General features: G+C 42.6%; 22 protein-coding genes. 15 read left to right on the top strand and 7 right to left on the bottom strand.

The genetic code is table 11. From position 1 onward, the window contains the following. The first annotated feature begins 7 nt into the window (after window positions 1-7). Entirely contained in the window at window positions 8-523 is a 516-nt protein-coding gene (locus HY960_08395) for a TonB family protein (GenBank protein MBI5215759.1), read from the top strand. 27 nt (window positions 524-550) lie between these two features. On the opposite strand, the gene HY960_08390 is transcribed toward HY960_08395, so the two are convergent. Further along, window positions 551-2,680, bottom strand: coding sequence for a M28 family peptidase (locus HY960_08390; GenBank protein ID MBI5215758.1), 2,130 nt, complete (start codon window positions 2,678-2,680; stop codon window positions 551-553). A 236-nt stretch (window positions 2,681-2,916) separates the two neighbouring features. Continuing rightward, the gene (locus HY960_08385) at window positions 2,917-3,822 is read right to left on the bottom strand and encodes an alpha/beta fold hydrolase (GenBank protein MBI5215757.1); all 906 of its coding nucleotides are present in this window, start codon (window positions 3,820-3,822) and stop codon (window positions 2,917-2,919) included. Window positions 3,823-4,067: 245 nt separating this feature from the next. Here HY960_08385 and HY960_08380 point away from each other — a divergent pair, with 245 nt between their 5' ends. Next, on the top strand, window positions 4,068-5,225 hold the full coding sequence (locus HY960_08380; GenBank protein ID MBI5215756.1) for a glycosyltransferase family 9 protein: 1,158 nt from the start codon (window positions 4,068-4,070) through the stop codon (window positions 5,223-5,225). Between the two features lie 71 nt (window positions 5,226-5,296). Here the strand turns inward: HY960_08380 and HY960_08375 are convergent, their stop codons facing one another. Then, complete coding sequence (locus tag HY960_08375) at window positions 5,297-6,310, bottom strand: aldo/keto reductase (protein MBI5215755.1); 1,014 nt, start codon at window positions 6,308-6,310, stop codon at window positions 5,297-5,299. A 176-nt stretch (window positions 6,311-6,486) separates the two neighbouring features. On the opposite strand from HY960_08375, the gene HY960_08370 reads away from it, so the two are divergent. From HY960_08370 to HY960_08345, 6 genes are all read left to right on the top strand, one after another. Next, a complete protein-coding gene (locus tag HY960_08370; GenBank protein MBI5215754.1) occupies window positions 6,487-7,440 on the top strand; it encodes an ABC transporter permease in 954 nt (317 codons plus the stop codon). Window positions 7,441-7,569: 129 nt separating this feature from the next. Then, a complete protein-coding gene (locus tag HY960_08365) occupies window positions 7,570-8,526 on the top strand; it encodes a sugar-binding protein (protein ID MBI5215753.1) in 957 nt (318 codons plus the stop codon). Between the two features lie 147 nt (window positions 8,527-8,673). Then, the gene (locus tag HY960_08360) at window positions 8,674-9,618 is read left to right on the top strand and encodes a substrate-binding domain-containing protein (GenBank protein MBI5215752.1); all 945 of its coding nucleotides are present in this window, start codon (window positions 8,674-8,676) and stop codon (window positions 9,616-9,618) included. A 137-nt stretch (window positions 9,619-9,755) separates the two neighbouring features. Continuing rightward, window positions 9,756-11,258: a sugar ABC transporter ATP-binding protein gene (locus HY960_08355; protein MBI5215751.1), complete on the top strand. Its 1,503-nt coding sequence runs from the start codon at window positions 9,756-9,758 to the stop codon at window positions 11,256-11,258. Further along, entirely contained in the window at window positions 11,251-12,198 is a 948-nt protein-coding gene (locus HY960_08350; GenBank protein ID MBI5215750.1) for a ribose ABC transporter permease, read from the top strand. Before HY960_08355 ends, HY960_08350 begins: the two co-directional genes overlap by 8 nt. Window positions 12,199-12,274: 76 nt before the next feature. Then, window positions 12,275-12,886, top strand: a complete 612-nt coding sequence (locus tag HY960_08345) for a response regulator (GenBank protein MBI5215749.1) — start codon at window positions 12,275-12,277, stop codon at window positions 12,884-12,886. Between the two features lie 21 nt (window positions 12,887-12,907). On the opposite strand, the gene HY960_08340 is transcribed toward HY960_08345, so the two are convergent. After that, entirely contained in the window at window positions 12,908-14,050 is a 1,143-nt protein-coding gene (locus HY960_08340; GenBank protein ID MBI5215748.1) for a PAS domain S-box protein, read from the bottom strand. A 137-nt stretch (window positions 14,051-14,187) separates the two neighbouring features. Between HY960_08340 and HY960_08335 the strand changes: the two genes are divergently transcribed. The 6 genes from HY960_08335 to ychF all read left to right on the top strand — a co-directional run bounded on the left by HY960_08335 (window position 14,188) and on the right by ychF (window position 20,035). After that, window positions 14,188-14,391 carry a heavy-metal-associated domain-containing protein gene (locus tag HY960_08335; GenBank protein MBI5215747.1) on the top strand — a complete coding sequence of 68 codons (204 nt, stop codon included), beginning with the start codon at window positions 14,188-14,190 and terminating at the stop codon, window positions 14,389-14,391. Next, window positions 14,391-16,670 carry a copper-translocating P-type ATPase gene (locus HY960_08330; GenBank protein ID MBI5215746.1) on the top strand — a complete coding sequence of 760 codons (2,280 nt, stop codon included), beginning with the start codon at window positions 14,391-14,393 and terminating at the stop codon, window positions 16,668-16,670. The genes HY960_08335 and HY960_08330 overlap by 1 nt, the downstream gene beginning before the upstream one ends. Before the next feature lie 96 nt (window positions 16,671-16,766). After that, a complete protein-coding gene (locus tag HY960_08325) occupies window positions 16,767-17,675 on the top strand; it encodes a bifunctional molybdenum cofactor biosynthesis protein MoaC/MoaB (protein MBI5215745.1) in 909 nt (302 codons plus the stop codon). Window positions 17,676-17,714: 39 nt separating this feature from the next. Then, window positions 17,715-18,116: a four helix bundle protein gene (locus HY960_08320; protein ID MBI5215744.1), complete on the top strand. Its 402-nt coding sequence runs from the start codon at window positions 17,715-17,717 to the stop codon at window positions 18,114-18,116. A gap of 134 nt (window positions 18,117-18,250) precedes the next feature. Then, a complete protein-coding gene (locus tag HY960_08315) occupies window positions 18,251-18,841 on the top strand; it encodes a sulfite oxidase-like oxidoreductase (GenBank protein MBI5215743.1) in 591 nt (196 codons plus the stop codon). A 96-nt stretch (window positions 18,842-18,937) separates the two neighbouring features. Beyond that, window positions 18,938-20,035: a redox-regulated ATPase YchF gene (gene ychF / locus HY960_08310; protein ID MBI5215742.1), complete on the top strand. Its 1,098-nt coding sequence runs from the start codon at window positions 18,938-18,940 to the stop codon at window positions 20,033-20,035. Window positions 20,036-21,002: 967 nt separating this feature from the next. On the opposite strand, the gene HY960_08305 is transcribed toward ychF, so the two are convergent. From HY960_08305 to HY960_08295, 3 genes are all read right to left on the bottom strand, one after another. Further along, a complete protein-coding gene (locus HY960_08305; protein ID MBI5215741.1) occupies window positions 21,003-22,811 on the bottom strand; it encodes a hypothetical protein in 1,809 nt (602 codons plus the stop codon). A gap of 13 nt (window positions 22,812-22,824) precedes the next feature. Next, window positions 22,825-23,547, bottom strand: coding sequence for a hypothetical protein (locus tag HY960_08300; GenBank protein ID MBI5215740.1), 723 nt, complete (start codon window positions 23,545-23,547; stop codon window positions 22,825-22,827). Between the two features lie 455 nt (window positions 23,548-24,002). Next, window positions 24,003-24,725, bottom strand: coding sequence for a hypothetical protein (locus HY960_08295; GenBank protein ID MBI5215739.1), 723 nt, complete (start codon window positions 24,723-24,725; stop codon window positions 24,003-24,005). Window positions 24,726-25,211: 486 nt separating this feature from the next. Between HY960_08295 and HY960_08290 the strand changes: the two genes are divergently transcribed. Next, on the top strand, window positions 25,212-26,162 hold the full coding sequence (locus HY960_08290; GenBank protein ID MBI5215738.1) for a ribose-phosphate pyrophosphokinase: 951 nt from the start codon (window positions 25,212-25,214) through the stop codon (window positions 26,160-26,162). Window positions 26,163-26,167 lie beyond the last annotated feature (5 nt).

Here is a 26,167-nt window from a genome sequence, read left to right as displayed (position 1 = left end):
ATAAACAGTGAAACCAACAGTATATAGTTTCTTCTTAGTTTTCTTCTTTTTCACGATAACAAATGGGCAAGAAGTACAAGATTCAGTTTCGAGCAATACCTCCGTTCCAAATCAAAATATTGAATTGAATGATGACCCTTGTTCTTATGGAATACCACATGAGAAAAGCGCAGTTCCAATTAAACAAGTACAACCGGATTTACCCCAACTAGGTCCATCGTATAGAATAAGGGCTACAATATGGGTAAAAGCATTTGTAGATTCGCTTGGTGATGTTCTTGCTGTTAAAATATTGAAAAGTGATGCTGAAATTTTTAATGAAGTCGTTCTTGCAGCGGCAAAGCAATGGAAATTTTCACCTGCAATCATGAACGGAAGACCGATTGGTTGTTGGGTAACTATTCCATTCAAAATTGGAATCAATGAAAAGAGAGTTGTGGAGCAAAATCAAAAAGAATATAAACCAGTGAAGCCTCGAACAATAAAGCCGGAGAAGAAATACCATAAACCGAAAAAAAAATAAACGAAGGTTTATCCGCTGTGGAAGTTGTCACCGGTATTCTTTCCGATAAAAATATTCCATCCTCGGAACCACATTCACCTTCTCTCCTTGAATTTTCACACCCTCCGGTAACTCACTAAACACCACTCGAATTTTTTCTTTCACTGTATCGTTTCCTACAACCTGAAATTGCACGGGGATGGCGAGGAGCGTGTCGGGAAAAGAAAACCATTCGATGACTCGTGTATCTTTTTTTGTTGTGAATCTTAATGGAGTGGAAATCTCGGGAGGTTTCTGCTCTGCGGATGATGAGTAACTTACGTCCACTTTGTAGGGGCGTTTTTTGGATGTGATAGTCAGTTCGATGTTGTAATCGGTTGTGTCTCCGTGTACGTTTTTTGTTTCGGTACGATGTACGAGAGTGAGTGAAGAATCAAATAGCGCCGGGAAGGGGAGTTCTTTTTCGGTAACTCGTTCGTTTACTTTTATGCGTTTGCCGTTGTATGTCACTTCGATGTCATTCAGATATTCGAAACTCCTGAGTTTGAACGTGCCTGATGTGGTTTCAAGATTGTATTCAATGTTCGCTTCAATTTCCCGTTGCCAGATTTTGTTGTGAGCGGGAACATTGGTGAGAAGGAACGCAAAGGAGAAGAACATTGTGAACGTGCCAAGCACTGTCCGCTTTGATTTCAAGAAACGAAGTGAATGGGTAAACGATGGCATTGTCCTGAAGACAGCCGCCGAAAGATAGAGAAGAGGAAGAACATACAGGCAGAGAAAAAGGACCATCGCTCCATTGAATACCGCAGACGTCATCACGTCTGATGGCATTTCACGGATGACAAACCGAAACATTACTTCACTCCATTCTGAAAATATCAGGCGAATCATCCAGAGCGGAGATAGGGCGAGAAGGAGAAGTTTCAGCCATTTATTCTTGACGAGTATTGCCAGTGAGCAGAGGAGCAATGCGACTGCAGGTGCAAGGGAGATTTTTACACTCAAGAGCGAAGTGAGCAACATAGTTATGAGAAGTATGATTGCGCCGGAGCGAAATAGTTTGTACGGAGATTTTGTTAATGGGTATTTCTTCATCAACCATGCCGAAATGGAAATCCCCAACAGAACGCCTAGAATGGCAAGTACATAAAACGGATTTGGAAATGCGAGCCACGGATGCCGGATTCCGTTAAGGAGCCCTACAAGATTTGAGGAGAACCAAGCAGAACAGACGATGATGAATGTAAAGAGGGAAATCTTAAAGAATGTCCATTCATATTTTCCGTCTGACCGGATGTGTTGTTTTCTGATTTTAATGATTGAGAAAACAACAATGCAAAATGAAGCAAGCATACAAAGCCAGCAACTCCAAAGCGGAATAAAGATTGGAGTTTGTCCGAGCAAGAAAAGAAAATATTCTTCGGTTGATTTAACGGGAACGCCGTTATCAAATCGTTCGACAAGTTTGAGGATTACATCGCCGGAGCGTTTTAACCCGCGTACGTCAAAGTTTTGAAAGTTATCTTGCGGAGTATGAATCGGGTCGTCCGGTTGCGTGGTGAAATCGATGGCAGGAATTCCCCATTGCAAAAATGCTTCATGGTCGGAGCCGATACCGGAGCCAAGCGCATAGTTCACGGAGAAGAAGACCGAAGCATAGCGGAGTTGTTCGTAACCAAGTTTGAAATATTCTTCCACAGCGGCTTGAACAAGCCAACGGGGCGCGCTTGTATTCTGAGTTTCGAGCATCAAGTCAATTGTTCCGATTCCGTTTGCCATATCAACCTGAAGCATGAGTTCGATATTCTTTCGCTCCGGGAAATTATCAACAAAATATTTCGAGCCATCCAGTCCTTGTTCTTCGCCGCCGAAACAACAGAACAGAAGCGTTGATTGATGCGGAGAGGAAGAAAGAACACGAGATGCTTCCAACACAACCGCAGTTCCGGAGCCATCGTCATTTGCGCCGGGGATTTCCGGTTCGGCGGAATCAATGTGTCCGCCGATGACAATGATTCTTTCAGACGCGCCTCGTTTTATGCCGACAGCAATTCCGCTGTTTGTATTTACCCGTGAAGTTTTTGTGAACGGCATAATGTACGCCGTGTCGCATCCGTATTGTTTGAACTTATCAACGGCAAACTGCATTGCTTCGCGTTCAGCAGGAGAACCCATTGGGCGCGCGCCTATGGTTACGCTAAGGTGATGAAGGAGGTTTGTTGCGTTTTCTTGGGAGAATTCTGTCTGTGTAAATAGCGGGGGAGCGGGGAATAGAGTGCAGAGGAGAATGAGCAATAAGCGGTGAGCGGTGAGTAATGAGCGGTGGGCACTGAGTAATGAGCGGTGAGCTCTGAGCAGTGAGCAGTGAGGTGAGAACCATGAACAAAGAAGAAAGAACAAAGAACTATGCTTCAACGAAGATACTTTTCTAAAAATGTGAGAATCATGGTTTCGTATTTCGCTCCGGCAACCTGCCATGTGTCGTTATGTTTTGCCCCTTCGATTGGGAACAACTCTTTCGGTTGATTCGCATTGTTGTAGAGTTTGATGGTGTACTGGTGATTGATGAGATGGTCTTCCGTACCGTAAATGAAAAGAAACGGGATGCGAATGTTCTTCAATGATTCGAGCGGCGAGACATCATTCGCCTTAAACTTTGCCATCAGTTCGGAACGCTTAATGACGATGTTCCGGAGATAATGAAACGGAAGTCGTACCATGCGTTTTTGGTAATCATCAAAGATAGTGCGGAGTGTAGCAAACGAATTTTCAGCAATGACAGCCGCGATGCGCTTATCAATCGCCGCCGTTTGAATTGCCACTGCCGCTCCCATCGAAGTTCCGAACAAAGCGATTTTTCCGAGTTGAACATCAGTGCGGGTGTGCAGGTACTCGATAACTTTTTCGAGGTCTAACTTTTCAAAATAACCGTATGTGCAAAATTCGCCTTCACTGTCTCCGTGTCTCCGTGAATCGTACAGAAAAACATTGTACCGGTTTTCGTGCATCAATTTTGCAAAACGGATTCCATCCATTTTGCAATCGGCGACGCCGTGAAGATAAATGATTGTTCCTCTCGCATTCGGAGATTTGATAAGCCAACTATTCAATTTACCATTATCATGCCCCATGACATTTATTTCTTCATATACTAGCTGTAGTTCTGAAGGATGAACCGGTTGATTGAGTCGTTTATAGAATTCGGCAGTTCTTCTGCGCGGTCGAAGCAACAACGTTGGACCGATGATTGTCAGAATAAGCGTTGCGCTGAAAAGAAAAACAACGAACGCAACAAGCAATGCGAGAAAAAGTGTCATAGTTTTGGTTGATGAATATAGTGAGAGATGGAGAGTGATGCAATTTTGATTTCGGAATTCGGATTTCGGATTACGGATTTTGGATTTCGGATTAATGATTGATGATTGATGATTTTAGATTGATGATTTTAGATTGATGATTATAAATTCGAATCACCACTCACTACTTACCAATCACGAACTCACGATTTGAATCAGCGTCGTTTCTTCTTATATTTTTCCCGCTTTGATGAAAACACGAGATAATGCGCGGAAATAAGTTTTTAAAATTTGTTGATTACTACATCGGAATTCCGTTGGTGTGGTTGCTTTCGTTTTTTGCCGGAGGGAACAGGAACGCAGAGTTGAGAAAACTTGAACCGAAAAGAATTCTCGTGGTAAAACTTGTTGCTTTAGGAGATGCAGTTCTGCTTGTTCCATCGCTTCGTGCTTTACGAAGACATTTTCCGGACGCGGAAATAACTTTTCTCGGAACGTCGCTTACAGAAAATATCATCAAACAATTTCCTGAATATGTTGATAACATCATTTCAGTTGATGTCGTGAGGTTGGGGAAATCTCCATCGTATGCTTTCGGGATGATTTCAATGTTACGTTCATTGAATTGCGATGTTGTTATTGATTTTGAACAATGGACTCGATTAACTCCGTTGCTTCTTGCCTTTGGAAATATTCCTGTTCGTATTGGCTTCAAGACTGTTGGGCAACATCATCACTATCTTTACACACATGCCGTCGAACGAACGCCCAGCAGACATGAAGCAAAGAGTTTTCTTTCTTTGGTTGAATTGTTTACTCAGCAATCATCAAGCAGTGAACTGGAACTGAAAGTAAATCAAGCCAAAAGGGAAAACGTGATTGAATGGTTACGTTCAAAAGGATGGAGTGAAGCAAAGAACTTAGTCATCATTCATCCCGCTTGCGGAGCGCATGGGTTTCCGCGTGAATGGTCTCCAAAAAATTATCGTGAAGTGATTGAGAAATTGGGTCTTAACGAGAAATTGATTTTCATTATTACGGGAACAAGTAGTGAGAGTAATGTGATGAATGAAGTATGCGCGCTTCACACTCCAATTCTCCAAAACTCCACTCTCCAATATTCCATTAAGGATGGCGAGGAGTTTATTGCACTCCTTTCGATTGCCAATCTTTTTATTTCAGGAAATACAGGAGCGATGCATCTCGCCTCAGCGTTGAAAGTCCCGCAAGTGGCTCTTCACGGGCCAACGAATGCGGACATTTGGGGACCGATAAATCCGAACGCGATTGTGATAAAATCTTCCTGTCCGCACTGTCCTTGCTTGGACTTAGGATTCGAGTATCACCGGACTGATGGATACTGTATGGAACAGATTTGTGTTGAGGAGGTAATTGCGGTGTGTGAGCGATTGCTATCTTTGTGAGTAGAGTGCTGGGGTGAAGGGTGCAAGGGAGAATGTTCACCCATGCACTCTACGCCCTGCGCCCGCGCAAATCAGACGCGGTCACCTTTTGTAAACTCAAGCATCCAATACGGATAGAGCCGCGGCGGTTCGCTCAGTTTATCTAATCGTGCGACTTCATCGGAAGACATAACCCAATCTGTTGTTTTCAGATTATCAGCAAGTTGTTCCGGTGTTCTTGCGCCGATAATGATGGAAGAAATTCCCGGCTTTCTCAAAATGTAATTCAATGCGGCTTGTGCGATACTTGCATGATGTGTTTGAGCGATGTTCTCTAACTCATCAATGATTGTGTAAGCGTGTTCATCATCAAATTGCAAGAAACGAAATTGAGAGTTAGTAAAGCGCGTGTTGGGTGGAAATGGATTTCCACGGCGATACTTTCCCGAAAGAAATCCACCCGCAAGCGGACTCCACGGAATGATTCCCAATCCTTGGTCAAGACAAAGCGGGACAAGTTCGAGTTCCAACTCACGTGAGACGAGTGAATAATATGGTTGCAGAGTTACAAATCGTTCGAGATTTTGTTTTTCTGAAATTGCAAGGGCTTTCATCAACTGCCACGCTGCAAAATTTGAGCAACCGATATAACGTACTTTTCCTTGCCTGACTATATCATCAAGTGCACGGAGCGTCTCTTCGAGCGGAGTTTTGGGGTCGTAGCTGTGAACCTGATACAAATCAATGTAATCAGTGCCGAGCCGTTTCAAACTTGCATTGCATCCTTCGATGATATGGTGACGCGACAGACCAACATCATTCAAATCGGTACTCATGCGTCCCCGTACTTTCGTTGCGAGAATAATATCCTTGCGTTTTGTGCCGAGCGATTTTCCAAGTAACTCCTCAGCAACTCCTTCGGAGTAAATATCTGCTGTGTCGAAGAAATTGATTCCGGCATCGAGGCACATGTTGATAAGAGCGTCGGCTTCTTTTTGACCGAGTTCACCAATCGGTTTGAATCCGCCTCTGCCGCCGAATGTCATGTTGCCGAAGCAAAGTTCCGAGACTTTAATTCCTGTTGTTCCGAGAAAACGATAGTTCATAGTAGTTCCATGTTAATTAACCACTGAGGCACAGTGACACAGAGGATTTTTCAGTGTCTCAGAGTCTCAGTGGTTCAAAATTTCATTGAAGATAGAGAAGCCCGCTTTGTTTTCCAAACATTCTCTTTTGAGAAATCGGAAAATCTCCGTACAATGTGCCACGAAAAATCACCGCAATGAAACTACTCAAATCGAAGCGGCTCGGAATCTGGTTCGCTCTCATCGCTGAAGTTCTCCTGCTCACGATTCTCACTTCTTCCATAGATGCAGAGTCGGGATTCCAATCTACATTTCTCAACTGGACAAATCTTTCGCAAGTCATTCGTGCGCTTTCATTTATCGCCATCATGGCTGTCGGACAATCGGTTGTCATCATTACCGGCGGAATTGATCTTGGAGTCGGTTCTGTGTTAGGATTGACAGGAGTTGTTACCGCGCTATTATTGAATTTGAATTTCGGAATTGTTCCTACCATTATTATCGCGTTGATTGCAGGAACGGCGAGCGGACTTGCGAACGGACTTCTCATCACGCAAATCAAACTGCCGCCATTCATTGTTACACTTGGTATGATGAGCATCGCCCGCGGGTTGGCGTTTGGCATTACGGGCGGAGAAACGATTCGAAGTTTACCGCCTGAGTTTCTCACCATCGGTCAGGGAGAACTATTGAATATTCCGATTCCGATTATCATCATGATTTTATTTGCAATAGTGATTAGTGTTCTGCTGAAGTCGTCTCGTTGGGGACGATACGTTTATGCGATTGGCGGAAATGAAGAAGCGGCTCATTTCAGTGGAATCAATGTCAATTGGGTGAAGATTTTAGTATATTCGCTCTGCGGATTTTCAGCAGGAATTGCCGGTGTGTTGTTCACGTCCCGTTTTGGCGTTGGACAATCAACGGCTGGCAACGGCTATGAACTCGACGTGATTGCCGCGGCGGTTATCGGCGGCATCAGTCTCTCCGGCGGACGGGGAACAATTCTCGGCGCTATCATCGGTTCGGTATTGATGGGAATTCTGAGAAACGGACTTGTACTTTTGAATGTCTCGGCATATTGGCAACAAGTCGCTATTGGTTTGGTGATTGTTCTTGCTGTGGTGATGGATAGAAAAACGAAACGGTAATATCTCTGCGCCCTTTGCGTCTCCTTTGTGGACTTTGCGGTTTACAAAGACCCTGTTTAACCGCAAAGGTCGCGAAGTAGACGCAAAGAACACAAAGAATTTTAATTATTCAATAAAACTTTATCTACTATGAAGAAAATATTTTTATTTGTACTCTCACTCATTCTTCTCCTCTCTGGTTGCGCAAAGAAGCAGGAAGAAAAAGCAAAGCAATGGACATTCGCCTTTGTTCCGAAACTGTTGGATAATCCTGTCTTTCAGGTTGCGTGGCAGGGAGCGCAGGCAGGTGCGACAGAACTTGGCAATGGAAAAGTTATCGTTGAACGTTTCGCTCCCGTGAAATCTGACGCGGTTGAGCAGGCGCAAATCATCGAAAGTCTCATCGAACGAAAAGTTGACGGTATCGCTGTTTCCGTGAATGATGCGGACGCGTTGAAAGAATCAATTGATAAAGCGATGGATGCGGGCATTCCCGTCGTTACGTTTGATTCGGATGCACCGGCAAGCAAACGTATCTCGTATTATGGAACGCACAACGTGAACTGCGGAAAGAAGATGGGTGAACTTCTTGTGAAGAAGATGGGGACGAAAGGGAACATCGGAATTCTCATGGGAACTCCCGGCGCGCCCAATCTTGAAGAACGAAAGAACGCTCTGCTCGATTATCTTAAAGCGTATCCCGACATCAAAGTTGTCGCGACAGAATTTTGTTACGATGATGTGAACAAAGGAGTCAGCGTGATGGAAGCGGCAATTCAGGCGCACCCTGAAATGACGGGCTGGGTTCTTCCCGGAGCGTGGGCGTTGTTCACTCCGCCGCCGGGTCCGTTTGCATCGAAGAAGCCGGGCGATTTTACCGTCATCTCGATTGACGCTTTGCCTGAACAACTCGATTACGTTCGTCAGGGTTACGTTGATATACTGCTCGGACAAAAATTGTACGAGTGGGGTTACGAAAGCATCCGCGCACTCATCGCAATCAAGGAAGGAAAGAAAGTCGAAGAGATTATTGACTCGGGGCTTGATGAAGTGACGAAAGAGAATGTGGAAGAGTACGCTGAAAAATGGAAGTCAATGCAAAAATAATTTAACCGCCCAACGGGTCGTAGACAAAGGGCGCGAAGTTGATACGCAAAGCTCACAAAGATTTCTTTTGCGCACTTTGCGTCTCCTTTGTGAACTTTGTCTACGACCCGTTGGGCGGTTTAAAAGAATCCTGAAAGTAGAACAACTATGATAAATAAAAACATCCTCACCTTGATTTTATTCCTTCTGTTTCTTGTAACCATTTTTGGCTGTACCAAGAAACAAGAGACACAACAACCAACAACAAAAACCAAAGTCATTGGTGTTTCGCTTCTTAATCGCGCACACATCTTCTATCGCGATTTGGAAGAAGGATTGAAATCCGAAGCGGCGAAGCATGGGTACGAACTCATCATCACGTCAGGAGATTTTGACCTTGGCAAGCAGATGTCGCAAATTGAAGATTTTATTACGCGCAAGGTTGATGCGATAGTGTTGTGTCCGGTTGATTCGCGTGGAGTAGGTCCGGCAGTGAGAAAAGCAAACGAGGCGAAGATACCCGTATTCACCGCTGATATTGCGGCGGAAGAGGGTGAAGTTGTCAGTCACATTGCATCGGATAATGTTGCGGGCGGACGGCTGGCTGGCGAGTATCTTGCAAAGTATCTGAACGGAAAAGGGAACGTTGCAATTATCAATCAGCCCATCGTTACATCCGTGCTTGACCGTGTGAAAGGATTCATGGAGGCGATTACACACTATCCCGACATCAAAGTTGTTGCTGATGTGAACGGTGATGGTGTACGTGATCGCGCCATGCAAGCCGCGGCGGATATTCTTCAGGCAAATCCGAAACTCGACGGCATCTTCGGTATCAACGATGATTCCGCACTCGGCGCGCTGGATGCGGCAACGCAGTTTAATCGAATGAACATTGCCATTGTCGGATACGATGCGATTGACCCTGCTCGTGATGCAATTAAAAAAGGAACACCATTGAAAGCGGACGTCATTCAGTATCCGAAAATTATTGGCTCCACAACGATTGCAAAAATTGCAGAGTATTTCGGCGGGGCAACAATTCCTAAACTCGTTCCTGTAGAAGTTGGGATTGTGGATAAAGATGCGTTGATGAAAGAATCTGCACAATGATTTATTCTTTTCTTCGTCATGCCGAACTTGTTTCGGCATCTATTGCTTTTATGAGCGAAATAGATTCCGACATTCGTCGGAATGACGGTTATTTTTTTGTTAAGTAGAGAGAATAAGTCAAGGTGAACCTTCTTTCAATGCGCTCCATCCGAAAGCAGTACCCCGGCGTACTTGCTCTCGATGATGTGAACTTCGAGTTACAGTCAGGTGAGGTGCATTGCCTGCTTGGAGAAAATGGCGCGGGGAAATCCACGCTGATGAAAGTTCTCTCCGGCGCGATTCAAAAAGACGCCGGAGAAATTCGGATTGATGAGAAACCGGTTGAGATTCAATCGCCGGCACAGGCACAAAAACTTGGCATCGGAATTATTTATCAGGATTTCAAACTCGTTCCTGAACTGACTGTCGCTGAAAACATTTTACTCGGCCACGAGCCGATGAAGAGCGGATTGCCGTTTGTTGATTTTCCAACAATGCACAAAACCGCGCGAAACATTCTTGCACAACTTGGCGAGGAGTTCGATACGAATGAACAAGTGAATTCTCTCAGCGTTGCTCAACGGCAAATTGTTGAAATTGCCAAAACACTTTCCTCTACGAGCCGTAGGCAAGAAGTTCGCATCCTCGCGATGGATGAACCATCGGCTTCGCTGACACAACGAGAATTGAAAAATCTCTTTGCTATCATCAAGCGGTTGAAAGCGGAAGGAGTCGGCATCATTTATATTTCGCACCGGCTCGAAGAGATTTTTGAAATTGGTGACCGTATTACGGTACTCCGCGATGGTAAACATATCAAAACTTGTTCAATCGAGGAAGCAGACAGGCGCAAGTTGATAAACTGGATGGTCGGACGCGAAATCGAACAGGAATATCCGAAGATTGAGTTGCAACGTGGCGACGAAATTCTTCGTGTTGAAAATATCAGTGGTGGAGTTGTGAAGGATGCGAGTTTCTCGTTTCACAAAGGTGAGATATTCGGATTTGCAGGACTTGTCGGCGCGGGGCGTTCTGATCTTGCACGAATAATTTTTGGCGCTGATAAAAAATCAAATGGGAAAATTTTCCTACAAGGAAAAGAAGTCGCACCATGTTCTCCCCGTGAAGCAATTGATTTAGGTATCGGCTTGCTGACGGAAGACCGCAATCGTTTAGGATTGTTCATGCAGATGGACATCAAAGAGAATATTTCGATTTCCAATTTGGGAGAATTAGTGAGCGGATTCTTTATAGACAGGAAAAAGGAAGTCACAGCCGCAAATGAATTTTCAAACAGTCTGAGAATTAAAACTCCGGGCATCGAACAATTAGTAGAAAATTTAAGCGGGGGCAACCGGCAGAAGGTTGTGCTTGCCCGATGGCTATTCACAAAATCAAAAATATTGATTTTTGATGAACCGACTGTCGGCATTGATGTTGGCGTGAAGTACGAAATCTATAACCTGATGAATCAATTGGCGAAAGATGGAATCGGCGTAATCGTTATCTCGTCCGATTTGCCGGAACTGCTTGGAATCTCCGACCGGATTGCAGTCATGTGGCAGGGACAAATCACCGGCATTCTTGAGCGCGCTCAGTTCTCTCAGGAAAAAGTGATGATGCTTGCAACCGGACAAGTTGGAGAAACAGCAAATGTCTGAGCAGTCATCCCCGAAAAATATTTTCAAGAAACTGTTTGACCGTTTCGGTATCGGCATTGCGTTGCTTGCCGAGTTGATTCTCTTCTCTCAACTCTCCGAGTTCTTCTTCACGCCCGATAACATTCTCAACGTAACGCTTCAAACCTCAATCACAGCAATTATTGCAGTCGGAATGACGTTCGTTATTCTCACGGGAGGAATTGATTTATCCGTCGGCGCGTTGGTTGCTTTAACCGGAGTAATTACGACAAGCGCGTTGAGCCAATCCGTTCCGTTTCCGGTTGCATTACTCATTGGATTGTGTGTTGGCGCGATTGCAGGAATGATTGCCGGAGTGTTCATTACGAAATTCAACATCACGCCGTTCATTGTTACACTTGCGATGATGACCGTGAGCCGCGGACTCGCATTCATGTACACCGAAGGAAGACCGATTTGGGAAGTACCGCCGGAGTTCAGCGTTCTCGGTAATAGTCGCTTGTTGGAAATTCCGATTCCGACGATTTTTATGTTCGTTGTTTACATACTCGCATTTTTGATTCTTCATCGAACACGATTTGGAAGATATGTGTATGCAGTTGGCGGGAATAAAGAAGCGGCGCGGCTTGCCGGCATCAACACAAACAAAGTGTTGTTACAAGTCTATATGATTTCCGGTGTGCTTGCTTCTCTCAGCGGAATTCTCCTTGCTTCGAGAATGAACTCCGGTCAGCCGAATTCCGGTTTGATGTACGAACTTGATGTGATTGCCGCAGTTGTTGTTGGCGGAACAAGTCTCACGGGCGGACGAGGAACAATTATCGGAACATTCTTAGGAGCCATGCTCATCGGTGTTTTGCGAAACGGATTGAACCTACTCAATGTCAGTTCGTATGTTCAGATGGTGCTTGTGGGTATCGTGATTCTGCTTGCAGTGTTGATGGATAGGATGAGGAAGTGATTCGTGATTGGTGAGTAGTGAGTAGTAGTAATCAGAATATAGACTTCAGAAAAAAAAATATATAAAAGGAAAAAGTATGATTGAAGAAATTTTACGCGTTCTCTTGATTGAAGACGACCAACATGATGCATACATGGTGAACGGTTATCTTTCCGGCAGTTTCAAAGTTGATTGGGTGCAAACACTTGAAGAAGGCATCACTCGTATTTCAACACGCCAATACGATGTTGTGTTAGCCGACCTTACGTTACCCGATAGTACGGGGAATGATACGATGAAAGCGGTGATGTCTGCCGCGCCGGAATTACCGATTATTATTGTCAGTGGGAAACACAGCGAACGGTTTGCTATTAAAACGGTTGGCGATGGAGTACAGGATTTCTTCTTCAAAGATATGTTACAACCGGATAGTCTTCGTCGCTCGATACGATACGCAGTGGAGCGCAAACGGAATGAGCGTGAACGCGAACGATTGCTACGGGAACTTCGTGAGGCGTTAGAAAAAGTAAAACATTTGAGCGGTTTACTTCCCATGTGCGCGTGGTGTAAAAAAATCCGTGATGATGAAGGATACTGGCATCAGGTTGAAGAATATTTGACCGTTCATACCGATGCAAAACTAACGCATGGAATTTGTAAGGAATGCAGTGAGAGGATGATGAAAGAGATTGAAGTAAATAAACGATAAGAAAATCTCTAACGTATAAACCTATTTTTCTTTGTAATATTGTGGGTAGAGTTTTTTCATGCACTCAGGACAAATACCATGAGTCAAGGTGAGGTCGGTATGTTCAATCAGGTACGCTTCAACCTGATTCCAATAGCCGCTGTCGTCCCTGATTTTTTTACATGAAGCACAAATCGGAAGGAGCCCTGTTAATGTTTTCACGTTGTAAATTGCTTGCTCGAGATCTCGGATAAGTTTCTCGCGGAGTTCTTCTCCATGTCGTCGTTCGGTAATATCTCTCGCGACAACCTGATAGCCGGTTATCGTTTCTTCACCCCAAAGTGTTGTAACGTTTTGTCCAACCCATAATTCTTTCCCGTCTTTTGTTAAAACAGGACATTCAAAATATGTTTCCTGAAGTTTGTTGTCTCGTTGGGTTCGATATAAATTTCTAATATTTTCCTGAAATCGTGCAGGAAAAAAATCTAAATAATGTTTCCCAAGAAGTTCATCAGCAGAATACCCTGATAATCGGACAAGCGCTGTGTTAAAAAGAACGATATGTCCGTGCATATCGGTTCTGCAAATAATTTCCTGCGCCCGTTCAACAACGTCCTGGAACAATTCTTCTGTCTCCTTTAGTTTTTTTGTTTGGGCTTGATGGTCAATGAGCAGTTTGGTAAGTCGCTCATGTTCCGACCGGTATTCTAAACTAATCATCACATGCCGACGTAACGATTGAAGCGCGTCTAATTGTTGCTCGGATAGTTTTCTGGGGATTTTATCAATAACACAAATTGTCCCGATGTTGAATCCATCGTGAGTAACTAACTTTGCTCCGGCGTAGAATCTAATGGATGGCTCGTTTGTGACTAATGGATTGTCTTTGAACCTCTCATCAACCAAGGTATCGTTGACGATGAATAAATCATCATCAGTAACAATTGCATGGCCACAAAAAGAAATATCGCGCGGTGATTCGGATTCTTGTATTCCTACTCTGGATTTAAACCACTGTCTTTCGGAATCAACAAGTGATAAGAGGGCAATCGGGGTATCACAAATAAATGATGCAAGGGAAATGATATCGTCAAAGATGACTTCCGGAGGTGTATCTAAAATATCAAACCGATAAAGAGCTTGGAGCCTTTCTGATTCGTTTATTGGAATTGGCGCTGGTTTCATTCTTCTTTTTTTGGATGCTGAAAGAATATAGTAAGATGAAAACTGAAGTCCAATGTTCTTGAGGGTGATGAATGGGAGAAAAAGTCAAGTTATAGTATATTATGAGAAAGATATTCTCACAACGAAATGGACTAAAAATGAAATTGAAAGAAATTATCATTCATGGCATGACATGTCAACATTGCGTAATGGCAGTAAAGAAAGAACTCGGCAAACTACATGGGGCAACAATCGAACACGTGGAAATAGGAAAAGCCCGTTTGCTTGTTGAAGAAACAATGGTGACAGATGAAATGCTTGCCAAAGCTATAGAAGAAGCCGGATATACTTTGCAATTGTAATGCAAGATAAAAAACAGACAATTACGCTTCCGGTCGAAGGAATGACGTGTGCAAGTTGTGTTGCCCGTGTCGAGAAGGTATTGAAAAAGGTTGAAGGGGTTGAAACTGCAAATGTTAACCTCGCAACCGAAAAAGTAACGCTCTCGTTCAATGAAGCAAAAACGAACTATGAACAACTTGCAACCGTGGTGGAAGAAGCGGGATATAAACTTATCATTCCATCAATTCCGAAAGAGATTCAGGATTCAAGATTCAGGATTCATGATTATAATGTACTCCCGCTTCACTCACCACTAACGACTCACAACTCACAAGATTCGAGCGAATCGAAGTTGAAGCGTGAATTTCTCTTCAGCGCATTCCTCACAGTTCCAATTATGTTCATCAGCATGGTAAGCATGATGGATTGGTTCATGAGTGTTTCACCACTCTCGATGGACGAAGTGAACAAACTCCTGCTTATTGCAACAACGTTGGTGCTTGTTGTTTCCGGTAAACGATTTTTTGTTACCGCATGGAAACTTGCAAAACATTTCTCTGCCGATATGAACACGCTCGTTGCGGTCGGTACGGGAACGGCGTATGTGTATAGTTTAGTTGCTGTGATGTTCCCGCACTGGCTTTCGATTCATGATGCATCGAGCCATATTTACTTCGATACTTCGGCGACAATCATTACGCTTATTTTGCTTGGACGATTGTTAGAAGCGAAGGCAAAAACACGAACTCGTGATGCAATGAAAAAACTCCTCGGTTTGCAACCGAAGACAGCGCATGTAACACGAAACGGAATCGAGAAGGAAGTCGGTATCGATGAAGTGTTGAAGGAGGATATTGTTCTCGTTCGACCGGGAGAAAAAATTCCTGTAGATGGAATCATCATCAAAGGATATACATCGGTTGATGAATCCATGGTGACAGGCGAAAGTATTCCTGTTGAGAAAACAGTTGGCAGCAATCTCATCGGCGGAACCATCAACAAGAACGGAAGCGTTGAATTTCGTGCTACTGCTGTCGGACAGGAGACGGTGATTGCGCACATCATCAAACTTGTGGAAGATGCGCAAGGCTCAAAAGCGCCGATTCAGGCGTTGGCGGATAAAGTCGCCGCTGTGTTTGTTCCGGTAGTCATCGGACTTGCAATCTTAACGTTTGTTGGATGGTTTGTGGTTGGAGGTTCGGGGTTTGCTTCTTCGATGATAAACTTTATTGCTGTGTTAATTATCGCTTGCCCGTGCGCTCTCGGACTTGCAACGCCGACCGCGATTATGGTTGGCACCGGACTTGGCGCATCGAAAGGAATTCTCATCAAGAATGCTGAGAGTTTGGAACGCGCACATAACATTCAAACCATTGTATTTGATAAAACAGGAACAATTACGGAAGGAAAACCGGTTGTAACGGATGTTGTGCCGTTTGGTAATCTCACGGTGAATGAGGTTCTTCAAAAAGCCGCATCGCTCGAAAAACATTCCGAACATCCTCTGGCTCAAGCAATTGTTCGTCATGCGACTCAGAAAGGAATACCGTTGTTACCTGCCGAATCGTTTGACGCCGTTCCCGGTTTCGGGATTCGTGGATTGGTCGGTAGCGACTTTGTCATCGTCGGAAGCGTTTCGGGACTGAGCGAGTATGTCCTATCAACAGAAGAAGTTTCACCTGTTGCTGATAAACTCGGTGATGAAGGAAAGACTATCGTTTATGTTTCTGTTGGTGACCGATTGTACGGGTTTATCGGAATTTCTGATTCTGTCAAACCGACTTCGCGTGAAGCAGTTCAACAATTGAAATCCATGAATATTGATGTTGTGATGATTACCGGTGACAATTCATTTTCAGCACAAAGAATCGCCGAGGAAGTTGGGATTGAAAACGTTCTGGGAAATGTGAAGCCCGAAGAGAAAGCATCACGGATAAAATCTTTGCAAGCCGAAGGAAGAATTGTTGCAATGGTTGGTGACGGAATCAACGATGCGCCTGCGCTTGCGCAAGCTGATGTCAGCATTGCAATGGGAACCGGAACCGATGTTGCGATGGAAACAGCAGACATCACTCTGATGAAAGGCGACTTGCTTTCGGTTGTTCAGGCAATCAAACTTTCACAGTTGACGATAAGAACAATCAAGCAAAATCTTTTTTGGGCATTCATCTACAATGTCATCGGGATTCCGGTTGCCGCGTTCGGTTTGCTCAATCCCATGTACGCCGCTGCAGCGATGGCGTTTAGTTCGGTCAGCGTTGTCACTAATTCTCTAAGAATTAAAAGCAAGAAACTTTAAAAAAATAACTCACAAATTTATAGTCAGAACAAGGGTCAGCACAAATGACGAATGACCATTGACTAATAACAAAGAACCAAGAATCAAGTATCAAGTATGAGAGACGTATCAGCAAAATCAAACACATTACGAACTGCAAAGGCAGAAGCAACACTTGTTGTCAGTCCGTCAACGATTGATGCAATCAGAACCGGAAATGTACCAAAAGCCGACCCGCTTATAGTTGCACGGGTAGCCGGAATTCAAGCGGCGAAAAATACAAGTATCCTGATTCCCTATTGTCATCAGGTTCCGCTTGATTTTGTTTCAGTTGATATTCAACTCGGCGCCAATTCCATGACCATCACGACAGAAGTGAAAGCAATTTGGAAAACCGGAGTAGAGATGGAAGCAGTTGTTGCTGCATCTTCTGCCGCTCTTACGTTGTACGACATGCTGAAAATTATTGATGATGAAATGGAAATCGTTTCAGTCAAACTGCTCTCGAAGAAAGGTGGCAAATCAGACTTCAAAGAAACGGGAGAAGGATTAACCGCGGCGGTGTTGGTTCTCAGCGATACAGTGAGTAGTGGAAAAGGAGAGGATACGTCGGGGAAGATCCTGAGTGAAAGATTGAATGGTTACGGGTTTCGGGTTACTGGTTACAAGGTGTTGCCTGATGAGCGTCTATTGATTGAAAAAGAATTGAAGAAATTAGTTGATGATGATAAAGTCAATTTGATTGTGACAACTGGAGGAACGGGAATTGGTCCGCGAGATGTAACGCCTGAAGCGACGCTTGCTTTGATTGACAGACGACTTGATGGAGTTGAAGAAGCGATTCGTAACTACGGTCAGAGCAGAATCCCGACTTCGATGTTTTCTCGATGTGTTGCTGGTGTTCGCGGAGAATCAATCATTATCAATCTCCCAGGTTCGGTTGGTGGAGTTATTGATGGTATTGATGCAATCTTTCCATCGGTGATACACGGATTTAGGATGTTGAGAGGGGAGAAGCATGGCTGATATTGCTGGGGTGCAGGGTGTAGAGTGCGGGGGTGAATTATGGGGAAGTTGATTGTACATCATTATGAACTGGAGGTGTATAAACTTGGGTTTGAATCTGCTATGAAAATATTTGAAGTTTCAAAAGCATTTCCGAAGGAAGAGAAGTATTCTTTGACTGATCAAATAAGAAGATCATCTCGTTTTGTATGTGCGAACATTGCGGAGGCATGGAGAAAAAGAAGATATACTGCCGCATTCGTTAGTAAATTAAATGATGCAGAAGCGGAAGCGGCAGAGACTCAAACGTGGATTGAGTTTGCAGTGAAATGTAACTATCTTGAAAAACAGACGGCGGAATTGTTGTTCCGTGAATATGACAAAATCATTGCTAAGTTTGTTACAATGATAAACAATCCAACACCATGGATTCTCCCAAAATCAAATACAAAAACAAATTAATAAAGGGTAGTTCCAAAAACTTCAATCAAAAATGTTTAACCGCAAAGCACACAAAGAATACGCAAAGTGGCGCAAAGAAAATAGGGTTTTTGGAACTACCCTAAATTCACCATAGCACTCTACGCCCTGCACCCATGCATATTAATCAAGATAAAATTATGAAAGAACGAATACAGAAACTTCCTCCCGGACAAGTTCTCACAAAGAAGTTCCCAATTTATACTTACGACGAAACACCGATAGTTGAACAGAAAGACTGGAAACTTCGAGTGTGGGGAGAAGTTGAAGAGGAACGAGTATTCAGTTGGGAGGAATTCATGCAACTTCCTCAAACAACAATTCGTGCTGATTTTCATTGCGTGACTCGCTGGAGTCGTTTCGATGATGACTGGACAGGTGTGTTGTTCAAGGATTTTGTTCAGTTCATCAAATTGAAGCCGACGGCAAAGTTTATCATGCAACATACGTATGATAATTACACAACAAATCTTCCCATCGAAGTTATGCTTGATGAAGAAGTGATGTTTGCTCATACATTTAACGGGGAACCGCTTCCGCGTGAACATGGCGGACCAATGCGTATCTTCACTCCGAAACGGTATGCGTGGAAAGGGGCAAAGTGGATTAACGAAATCGAATTCATGCAGTTTGATAAACCCGGATTGTGGGAACGTAATGGTTACAACACTCCCGCCGACCCGTGGAAAGAAGAACGGTTTGGTTAATTAGTGAATAGTTAATTGGTGATTAGTTAATTCGTTAATTCGTGAATCGTTCAATATTGAATTTTCAACAAATCACCAATCACCAATCACGAACTCATGGGAATTAAGTGCGGCATCGTAGGACTTCCGAACGTTGGTAAGTCCACTCTCTTTAATGCAATCACCGCGGCGGGTGCGGCGGCGGAGAATTATCCGTTCTGCACGATTGACCCGAATCTCGGAATTGTTACTGTTCCGGATAAACGGCTTCATCGCATTGCGGAGATTTACAAGCCCGCGAAAATTACTCCAACGACAATCGAGTTTGTTGATATTGCCGGACTCGTTCGGGGCGCGAGCAAAGGGGAAGGACTCGGTAATCAATTTCTTTCACACATTCGCGAAGTGGATGCAATCTGTCATGTTGTTCGATGTTTTGAAGATGAGAATGTTGTTCATGTTGATGGGAACATCAACCCGATTCGTGATATTGAAATTGTTGAGACGGAATTGATTCTGAAAGATTTGGAAACCATCGAACGGAAACAGGCTGAAGCAGAGAAGAAGGCAAGGAGCGCTGATAAGAAAATCAAAGCGGAAGCAGAGTATTACACACGTATTCGCGAGCATCTGCTTTCCGGGCGGCTTGCAATTTACGAACATCCGGAAACTCCTGATGAACAACTGTGGCTGAGAGACTCTCACTTGCTCACAGCAAAACCTGTCATGTATATTTGCAATGTGGATGAACAGCATATAGCGGGCGAGAGTGTATTTGTTCAGCAAGTGCGCGAACATGCGAAGAAGGAAGGGGCGAAGGTTGTGATTGCATGTACAAAGATTGAAGCGGAAATTGCGGCGATGCCATTTGAAGAACGTGAATCATTCCTCCATGAACTTGGAATTCAACACTCAGGACTTGAGCAGGTGATTCACGAAGGGTATTCGCTTCTCAATCTTATTACGTTCTTCACATCGGGCGATAAGGAAGCGCGTGCATGGACAATCCGTAAAGGTTCGTACGCGCCGCAAGCCGCCGGAGAAATTCACTCCGACTTTGAGCGTGGGTTTATCCGTGCGGAAGTCATCAAATACAAAGATTTAGATTCGCTTGGTTCGGTTCATGCGGTGAAAGAGAAGGGCATGCTTCATGTCGAAGGACATGAGTATGTTGTGGAGGATGGAGATGTGATGTTTTTCAGGTTTAACGTGTGAGTGGGGCTCAAAAGTTAGATTTCACTGTAGGCGCAACCTTCATGGTTGCGTTTGCACATCAAAAACGCAGACATAAAGTCTGCGGCTGATAAATATGAAGGTCATCTCGTTCTGTATGTGCGAACATTGCGGAGGCATGGAGAACAAGAAGATATACTGCCGCATTCGTTTTTTAGTATCCTTTGTATCCTCTATTTCGGCAATGACGATGTGTGAAAGGTATGTATTGTAGATGTCCTTCTTCATTACGTTGTCAAAAAAAATCCATTGTGATTTCTTTCTTTTCAGGTGCGTCATCTGCAAAAAGAACGTTTGGTTTTTTGTTGTAGGGGTGTGGGATTCGGGATTGCGGACGTTGGTATTGGCGATACATACGTTTGTCTCCTCGATTGAGGTGTTTGTTTCCTCGATAAAGGTGATTGTTTCCTCGATTGAGGATGTTTTTTTCTCGATTATGGCTTTTGTTTCCTCGATTGGGTTGGTTGTTTCCTGAATGCGGGTGGTTTTCTCCTCGAATAAGGCGCTAATTTCCTCGAATGGGATGGTTGTTTCCTAAATGAAGGAGGGTGTTTGTTGAATGCGGGTGATTGTTTTGTAAACAGAGGGGGTTAGTTTGTGGATTGGAAGGCATGATGGGGTTTTCCGCAGGCGTAAAGCCTGCGGCTACGGGATTATCGTGATAGGAGGAACGCTGAGCGTTTGTTTATGGCATTGCTACGCGGAGCGTAGCAACGAGTTAGAAATGCGGGTGATTGTTTGGTAAACGGAGGGGGTTAGTTTGTGGATTGGAAGGCATGATGGGGTTTTCCGCAGGCGTAAAGCTTGCGGCTACGGGATTATTGTGATAGGAGGAACGCGGAGCGTTTGTTTATGGCGGAGAAAATGCACTTTACATTATGGGAATTATTGTAATTGTGTTACCCGTAGTTGGATTGGGGTGTCGGGAGGGGAACTCCCGACAACACGTTTAATTTCTCTGAGAATACCCCATTCCCCAAAAGATAGAAATATTTAATTCAAAAGTATTTTTGTAATTGATATCCTGAGGGCTGATGAATACCCGAGATTCCAACCCAAGCGTAAAATAAGATATAAGTCTATAATGATATCCGAAACCTAAACCAACCAACCAAAACGCAGGCTCGTTATAAATTTTTGTTTTCATGAAATTTAATGACGCGTAAATAGGACGACCTGTTGTAGAGTAACCATTATATCGAAAAAAAAATGAATGTGAATAAATAGCGTCAGAAGAATCCCCCCAAAATAAATCAGTACCTAAAGAAAAAAAATCAAAAGGATATAGAACTACAAAAGGCTGGTATTCAATATTTCGCTCAGTCTGCTTCAAAACGGAAATAGAAGTATCCTTTGCTGTGATTGGTTTATCACTATAATGAATACCAATTTCTAAAAAAGGGTCCTCTGTATAATTGATTGTTAGTTTTTGTCGAGGACCAACAACTCCGTATTCATCTGCATAGACCCAATAAAAATGTTCACCAGGTTCTAAATTACCTTTCATGTGAGTTTTAAATCCCCCATAAATTTTTTCAGTCGTAAAATTAAGACCCCTTGACTTGGATTCATTAGAATAATTTATACAGAGAGAATCGTTATTGTTATATAGTGTAAAGCCGTGCTGAAGTAGTGTATGATAATCGATTGTAAAAATGGTATTATCTTCTTTCTTTAATTTATAATCAAAGGAACTAATATCAATCGAAGTTGAGTCGTCCTTAGTGAAATTAAGTTTAGGATTATCAAACTCTGAAGAAGTGCTAAACAACAATTCTTCTGAGAAAGAACTAATAGTAGAATCGTTTTCAAATAATTGTATAATAGAGTTTCTTTTAAAGAAATTATAATCTTGGGGATAAATATAAATCAAGGGCTTATCTATAGATTGAATATAGATTGTCTCTTCATCAGATTCATTTACTCCATCAAATATTTTAAGACCCAATTTATATTTAACCTTCTTATGAACGACAAAATGTTGTTCAATACTATGTGGGTCAATAGGAACTAATACGTCTAATGGAACATTCACACCACCACTATCATTTATTTGACGCCAAAAAAATTGAAGATTTTCCCGGGGGGTATCGAAGTCAATAGAATTTGAAGCCTCAATATTCACAGTATCTCCTACCCCGAAAAAATACACATTATTGCTAACAGTAGGTAAGCCCTTCAATGAGATAACAGCAATTGGACGAGAATCAGATTCTGGAAAAAGTTGTTTTAAAGCGTTCTGAATATCTGATAAATATTTAGGAGAAGATGGATTAATAAAAATGCTCTTGGATTGTAGAGGTTGCCGGATAGATTTTACTCTGAGTTCACTTTTATTGTCTGTAGGTAAAACCTCATACAGAAAAAATTGGTATTCCAGTAAATCGTTAAGCTGATTGACTTTAATATTTAGAAAGGAATTATAACTCTTAAGTTCTTTATTTATATTTTCATGTTCTTTTTTGGCTTTTTCGCTTAAATCAAGATACTGTGTTTTTCCAGCATAAAAATCAATGACACTTCGCATTGTTACTTGGTCACTTATTTCGTCTTGGTATCTGTTTAAATTAATAATTTTTTTGAACAACTTGGTGGTATCATTTGCCAACCTAAGTGATTGTAGTTGAGATTCAATATATGGTAACAGAAAAACATTTTTTTCCATATAGAATGCCAATACCTTTTCGTTTCCCCAAAATATTGTAGGAAATAAAAACAAGAAAAAGAGATATGTAATATATTGTTTGTTATTTAGCATATTATTAATTCCTCTACAAGCATTCCTTAACTTTTTGAGCGATCAAGTTGGAGTTTGAAATTACAATATTTTTTAATGTACTGTGAATTCTATTTTCAACTTCATTATAAGGATTTCCAAAAATTGATGTTCTTTCGATTGTTAAGTTCTCAAAAGAATAACATTCTTTACCATTAAGCATAAGTTTAATATACCCTCCAGTGAAATAGTAAAGTTCCTTATTCTCAATTTTAACAATTCTTCCTTCATAGATGAGTTCAAAAGTGTTATCATTGTTATTAATCTTGTATTTATAACCCGTGAGTTTTTCTATTGCTGTTATTAATATTTTATCGGAAGGATAAATCGAGAATGAAGAATCTATGATATTGGGGGGGTAATTAACCATATTGGGAACCACATTTCTATTCTCTTGTGTGTTCTCAACTGGTAGGTGATAGATACTTAAAAAAACTGTAAAAATTGATAAAGAAAGGATAAGAAAAATAGTAAGTGAGAATGAAATAAGGAATATTTTTCCTCGTTGATATTCAGGAAAATCTTTGATATAAGGAAAAAATAAACTGAAAATAAGAACAACTAAACCGATGGCTCCGCCTGAGATTTGTGCTAAAAGTGCTTCCGGATTAAAAAATCTTGCTAGCAAAATGCCGATTAACATTATAGCTAAACCAACTAGTCTGATTTTACTAGTTATTTGTGGTAATATTTTTGTTACCTCAAGTATTTTTAACATGTTTTTTTTGGTAATACATAATCTATCTTTTTTAAAACAAGGTATTAAATTTAAATCAAAAAAAATATCACCGAACTATCACTTTTCATTTCAGGATTATAATAAACACTTCTCTCAAACTTCAACTAGGATTTGGATAAACTCAGCTAACTTAAAAGGATTAGTTTGTTGATTCTATTTTGTGAATGAAAAGATGTTATGTGTGAGTTTTTATTGTTCTTGTTAATTTTTGGTCAGGAAGATACCTCATCTCCAGCCCCTCTCTTTCATGAGAGGTAAGAAGATGACCGCAGGCGTGAAGCCTGCGGCTACGTTTTGTTTGTATTGATTCAATGTGGTTGTGAGTACAATTCTCTTCCATTATTTTGCATCTTTAGGGAACATCCCCTCTACGAGTCGTTGACCTAACCCCTCTCCAGAGGCGAGTCTTCGACCTTCAAAGGGGGAATCTATTTTTAGTCTTTGCTGGGTTTGGTGAATTTGATTGCGGTGATTTGGTTGAATTGCGGGCTGGTGGCGCCGAATACGGATTTGACGTAGGATTTTACATCGGCGGCGATATCTACAAGCCCGGTCTCTTCCTGATAGAGGAGCGTGTCGCGGTTGATGCGCGCAGTACTGAGTGGCGTGTAGGCATCGGTGACGGCTTTGTTTTTTGCTCTGAGCGTTTCGAGGAGAGTGGTGAGCGTGCCTACTTGCAGATCGGTTTCGTTGGGTGTGTAAAGGGGCGTTGCTGTGAGTAGTTGAATGAACTTATCGAGGTTTTCGATGCGATTGTCGAAACTCATTTGTGATGCGGAGTGTGTGTTGTCGGGTTCGCCTTCAGCAGGTGGCGGCGGTAGTTCGGTGGAACGCTTTCCTTGTAGTTTGTTGGCAAGGGTTCTGGCATCTGCCAATGTTTCTTTTGGCGCATCGGAACTATCGAGCGCATTGACGACGCGGGTGATGAGTTTGTTGAGCGGCTCGAAGGCGGCTTGCCGTTCGTTGACGGCGGTGGTGAATGGGGCGAGGACTCTGTTGACATCTGCGAGACTGTTCTTTGCAGTGTCGCGAAGTGTTTCGAGCGAACTGACTTTTAATGTAGCTTTTGCCGGATTGTATGAGGCTCCGTATCCTGAGCAAAAAGAAATTAAGGTGGAGAAGTTTTCTACGTTTTTTGCATGACCTGTTTCTGACATGGTTTTATCCCTTTAGTTTTGTAAATAGTTATTTGTGATTAGTTCATTTAGTAATTCGTTTCTGATAAATAATTCTGTCCGTAATTAAATCCTACTCAATCCCGAGAATGAGTTGGTGAAAATATACGAGTGTAGGGTGTGAAAAGCAAGAAAAAAAAATTCTGAACCTGGATTATTGGGATTAAAGGATTATTGGGATTAAAGGATTATTGGATTATTGGATTATTGGATTATTGGATTATTGGATTATTGGATTATTGGATTATTAAGATAATAGTGGAGAAATAATAGCAAGGTCACAGTCCATGGAATGGTCATGACTTGCCAGAAGAGAAAAACGTTGGTGGTTTTTTATTTTACACAGAAAAAGACTGCTTTGCATCATTTAGGTAATTTGGTTATATTAGTCGCCCAAAATTGTATTGGATGCCGTTTCCAAGGATTTTTGTACCGTTTTCAAGGTACAGTTCACACTAACCAAGGTTAATAATGCCTGAATTGAAAGTTTTTGCCGGACGCTCGAACGCTTCTCTTGCGGAGAAAATCGCGCTTTTTGCAGAACTTCCTCTTGGTCAGGTCGAGTTTAAGACCTTTAGCGACGGTGAAATCTGGATGAAGTACATCGCGAACATTCGCGGCGATGATGTGTTTATCATCCAGACAACAAATCCACCCGCAGAGAACATGATGGAATTACTTATCATGATTGATGCGGCGAAACGTGCTTCGGCAAGAAGGGTAACGGCGGTCATTCCGTATTTCGGGTATGCCCGACAGGATAGGAAAGACCAGCCGCGTGTTTCAATCACCGCAAAGCTCGTTGCGAACCTGATAACGAAAGCGGGCGCAGATAGAATCATTACGATGGATTTACATGCTCCGCAGATTCAGGGTTTCTTTGATATCCCGGTTGACCATTTGTATTCATCGGCAGTGATGGTCCCGTTTTTTATAGAGATGAAAATTCCTGACCTGACGGTTGTATCTCCTGATGTCGGTGGAATTAAAATGGCACGAGCGTATGCGAAGCGATTGAGTGCGGATTTAGTTGTAATTGATAAGCGACGACCTGTTCAGAACGTCGCGGAAGTTATGAATATCATCGGCAGTGTAAAAGAACGAAATATTTTACTTGTGGATGATTTGATTGATACGGCAGGAACATTTTGCAATGCAGTAGAAGCATTGAAGAATGCCGGTGCGAAGGATGTGTATGGCGCTTGTACGCATCCGATACTTTCTGGACCCGCAATCGAGCGGCTCGAACAAAGCGTAGTGAAAACAGTGTTCGTTACCGATTCTATCATGTTGAATCATTCCGTAGCACAGTGTGAAAAAATTAAAGTTCTTTCGGTAGCCCAGTTGTTTGCAGAAGCAATCAGGCGGGCTTATGAACACAAATCTATCAGTTCATTATTTGATGTAGATAAAGGATAACAACT

Source organism: Ignavibacteriota bacterium, assembly GCA_016212665.1.
Classification (GTDB): domain Bacteria; phylum Bacteroidota; class Ignavibacteria; order UBA10030; family SZUA-254; genus FW602-bin19.
Note: the sequence above shows the minus strand (reverse complement) of the source record. Positions and strands in the feature narration are given on the sequence as shown.